The 3,168-nt window shown below is 63.3% G+C and carries 3 protein-coding genes; all 3 read right to left on the minus strand.

Annotated features, from left to right (window positions below):
- Positions 1-469, minus strand: a 469-nt coding sequence (locus tag EOA27_RS29095; protein ID WP_245491189.1) for an HlyD family secretion protein, incomplete at its 3' end; no start/stop codon positions are given.
- Positions 470-482: 13 nt separating this feature from the next.
- Complete coding sequence (locus tag EOA27_RS29100) at positions 483-2,615, minus strand: type I secretion system permease/ATPase (RefSeq protein ID WP_126079109.1); 2,133 nt, start codon at positions 2,613-2,615, stop codon at positions 483-485.
- Positions 2,616-2,655: 40 nt separating this feature from the next.
- Positions 2,656-3,168 (minus strand): TolC family protein (locus EOA27_RS29105; RefSeq protein ID WP_189562147.1); only part of this gene is annotated, 513 nt, incomplete at its 5' end.

Below are 3,168 nucleotides of genomic sequence, written 5' to 3' on the forward strand. Positions count from 1 at the left end.
ATTTGAGAACCGACAACTTGACCTCGAAATTGTCGCGGCGCGCGACGAGCAGCTTTTGCTCGTTGTCGCAAATTTCCGGCGCAACCGTCTGGATTTCCGTGGGGCAGGGGAAGGCCCCTTCGACATTGCCGCTCTGCTCGAACTGCAGCCGCGCGATGCGTGCCTGCAGCGCTCGCGCCTTGGCCTTCTCCTCGCCCAGGCTCGACGTGTTGCCCGAATTGTCGAGACGGATGATGAGGTCGTTCTTCTTGACGGTCTGGCCGATCTGGACGGCGATCTCCTGCACGACGCCGGGTTCGCTGGCTTGGATGACCTGCGTCTTCGAGGCGGGTATCACCTTGCCTTCGCCGCGCGCGATCTCGTCCACCTCGGCAAATGATGCCCAGCCCGTGAAGCACACGAACAGGGCGCCGACGATGTAGACGGACGCGGAGGCGAAAAGAGGTGGCCGGTCTTCCCTTGCAAGCATGTCTGCGTTCCGGTCAGGCACTGCCTTTCTGCAGCGCCTGGATGACTTGTTCCTTTGGCCCGTCGGCGACGACGCGGCCTTGCTCGATGACGATGAGGCGGTCGGCAAGCTCCAGCATGCTGTAGCGATGGGTCGATACGATCAGCGTCGTGTTGCGGTCGAACGCCACCTTGAGCTGCTTGATCAACTGCCGTTCCGAGGCGAGGTCCATCGAACCCGACGGCTCGTCGAGGAAGACGATCGTCGGCTTCGTCAAAAGCAGCCGGGCGATTGCCACCGACTGTCTTTGCCCGCCCGAGAGATTGGTGCCGCGCTCGCCGACATTCATGTCGTAGCCGCGCGGGTGCCGCGAGACGAAGTCGTCGACGCCCGCGGCCTTCGCCGCGTCGATGATCTCCCCGTCGGTCGCTTCCGGCGCCGCCATCAGGAGGTTCTCCTTGATGGTTCCCGAAAACAGGTCGCCGGCCTGCGCGACGATGCCGACCGCGGCGCGAACCTCCGACGGATGGTATTGGCGGATGTCGATGCCGTCGATGAGCAGTTCCCCCGACGTGGGCAGGAAAAGCCGGCCGATCAGGCGGCCCATCGTGGTCTTGCCGGAACCGATGCGGCCGATGATGCCCACCCGCTCGCCGGGCCTGACCGTGATGTTGAGCCCGCTCAGAACCTCGTTTTCCGTGCCGGGATAGGCGAAACCGACATTCCTGAAGACGAGCGCGCCGCTGCGGATCGGCCGGTTGACGAAACCGACCGTGTCGGGGCGGTCCTCCGGCTGCGACATGATCGTGTTGATGATCCTGAGCGACAGCATGGCCTGCCGAAAACGCGCAAGCGTGATCGCGATCTGGCCGAGCGGCGCCACGGCGCGGCCGGCGAGCATCACGGTGCCGATGATGGCGCCCGTCGAGACCTGTCCCTCGGAGAAGGCATAGGCGCCGGCCACAACCAGGGCGACTGTCACGAATTGCTGGATGGCGCCGGTGATGTTGCCTGCCGCCGCCGAGAGCTCCTTGATCTTCTCCGAGGTGTTGGCCGCGTTCTTCGAGTGCTCGCCCCATTTGCGCAGCAGATAGGCCTCGGCGCGCAGCGACTTGATCGTCTCCAGCGTGGAAATGGATTCGACCAGCAGGGCCTGGCGCTGCGATGCCTCGTTCATCGAGGCCGCGACCCGCTTGCCGATCCGCCGCTGCGTCATCAGCCCGACGATGACGGAGATGATGAAAGCCAGCGCCGGTATGATCACCAGCCAGCCGCCGATGGCATAGATCACAGCCAGGAAGACGAACACGAACATCGTGTCGATGAAGACGCTGATGGTGTTCGAGGTGAAGAACTCGCGCACGAACTCGTATTGCGTGACACGGTTTGCGTATTCGCCGGTCGATCCGGGCCGGGCCGAAAGCGAGGAATTCAGCACCTTTTCGAACAGCAGATAGGATATCCGCAAATCCGCCTTGCGTCCGGCATAGTCGATCAGCGACGCCCTGGCCGTCTTGAGCAGCAGGTCGAACAGGATGGCCGCGCCGATGCCGAGCGCCAGCACCCAAAGCGTGGAGATCGCCTTGTTCGGCAGGATGCGGTCGTAGACATTCATGGTGAAGATCGGCGAGGCGATCGCCAAAAGATTGATGAAGACCGCCGACAGCACCACCTTGGAATAGGTGCGCCAGAACGCCCCCATGGTGCCGGTCAGCCAGTGGCGCCTTTCGATCCGCGCGGCCGTGCCGACGGTCATCTCTTCGGCCGTGTTGCCATAGGTGATCGAAAAGGACGTGCCGCCGCTGATGTAGTTCTCGGCGAGTTCCGCCCTGTCGATCGTGGTGCGGCCGTTTTCCTGGGGCGCCGTCAGATATTGCCCGCCCTCCACTTCCGCCAGCAGCGCGATCGGCAATTGGCTGACGCGGAAGACAATCGCCGGGAGATCGAAGCGGCCGCGCAGGAAATCGCGATGGCTGAAATCCTGGACCTCCAGTCCGATGCGCTCGGCCAGATGGCGGATTTCATCCGGCTCGATGCGCGTCTCCGAAATCGGCACGCCGGCAAACAGCACCGTTTCCGCGCTCGGCCTGCCGAGATAGGCCGCAACAGCGCAGAAGCAGGCTTTGAAAGCCTCCTTGGGCGATAAGATATGAGGTTGTTGGTTCACGATCCGCCCCGAAGGACTGCAAGATCGATGCTTACATCGTCTACTTTTTCCTGACCGGCGCGAGGATGTCGAACGGCAGATCGTTCTTCTGCTCCGACGGCGTGCGCGCATAGGTCTCGGTATCGGCCGTGGCCGGCACACCGAATTCCTCACGAGCGTAGGCCGCGGACTGCTTGGCCGGCTGGATGTTGAGCGTCTTCAGCAATTCGCCGGTCGCGGCCAGCAGCCGGTATTCCGCGAACAGCGATGCGTAGGACGACGTGTCGGCCAGTGTCGCGGTGTTGAAGCGCGTGTTCTGGGCATCGAGCACATCGAGCAGCGAGCGCTGTCCGACCTTGAACTGTTCGCGATAGGACGCGACGAGCTTTTCGTTGGTGGCTGCCTGCTGCCGCAGCGTCTTTGCGAGATCCGCCTGGCGGAAGCGTCGGTCCCACGAGGTGCGGACGGCTTCCTCGATTTCGCGCAGCACCTGGTGCAGCGCAAGACGCTGCTCGCTGGTGCGGCGGATCTGTTCCTGCTCGTTGGCCTTGTCGATGCCGCCGCGGTACAGATT

The organism is Mesorhizobium sp. M2A.F.Ca.ET.037.01.1.1 (assembly GCF_003998075.1).
GTDB lineage: Bacteria > Pseudomonadota > Alphaproteobacteria > Rhizobiales > Rhizobiaceae > Mesorhizobium.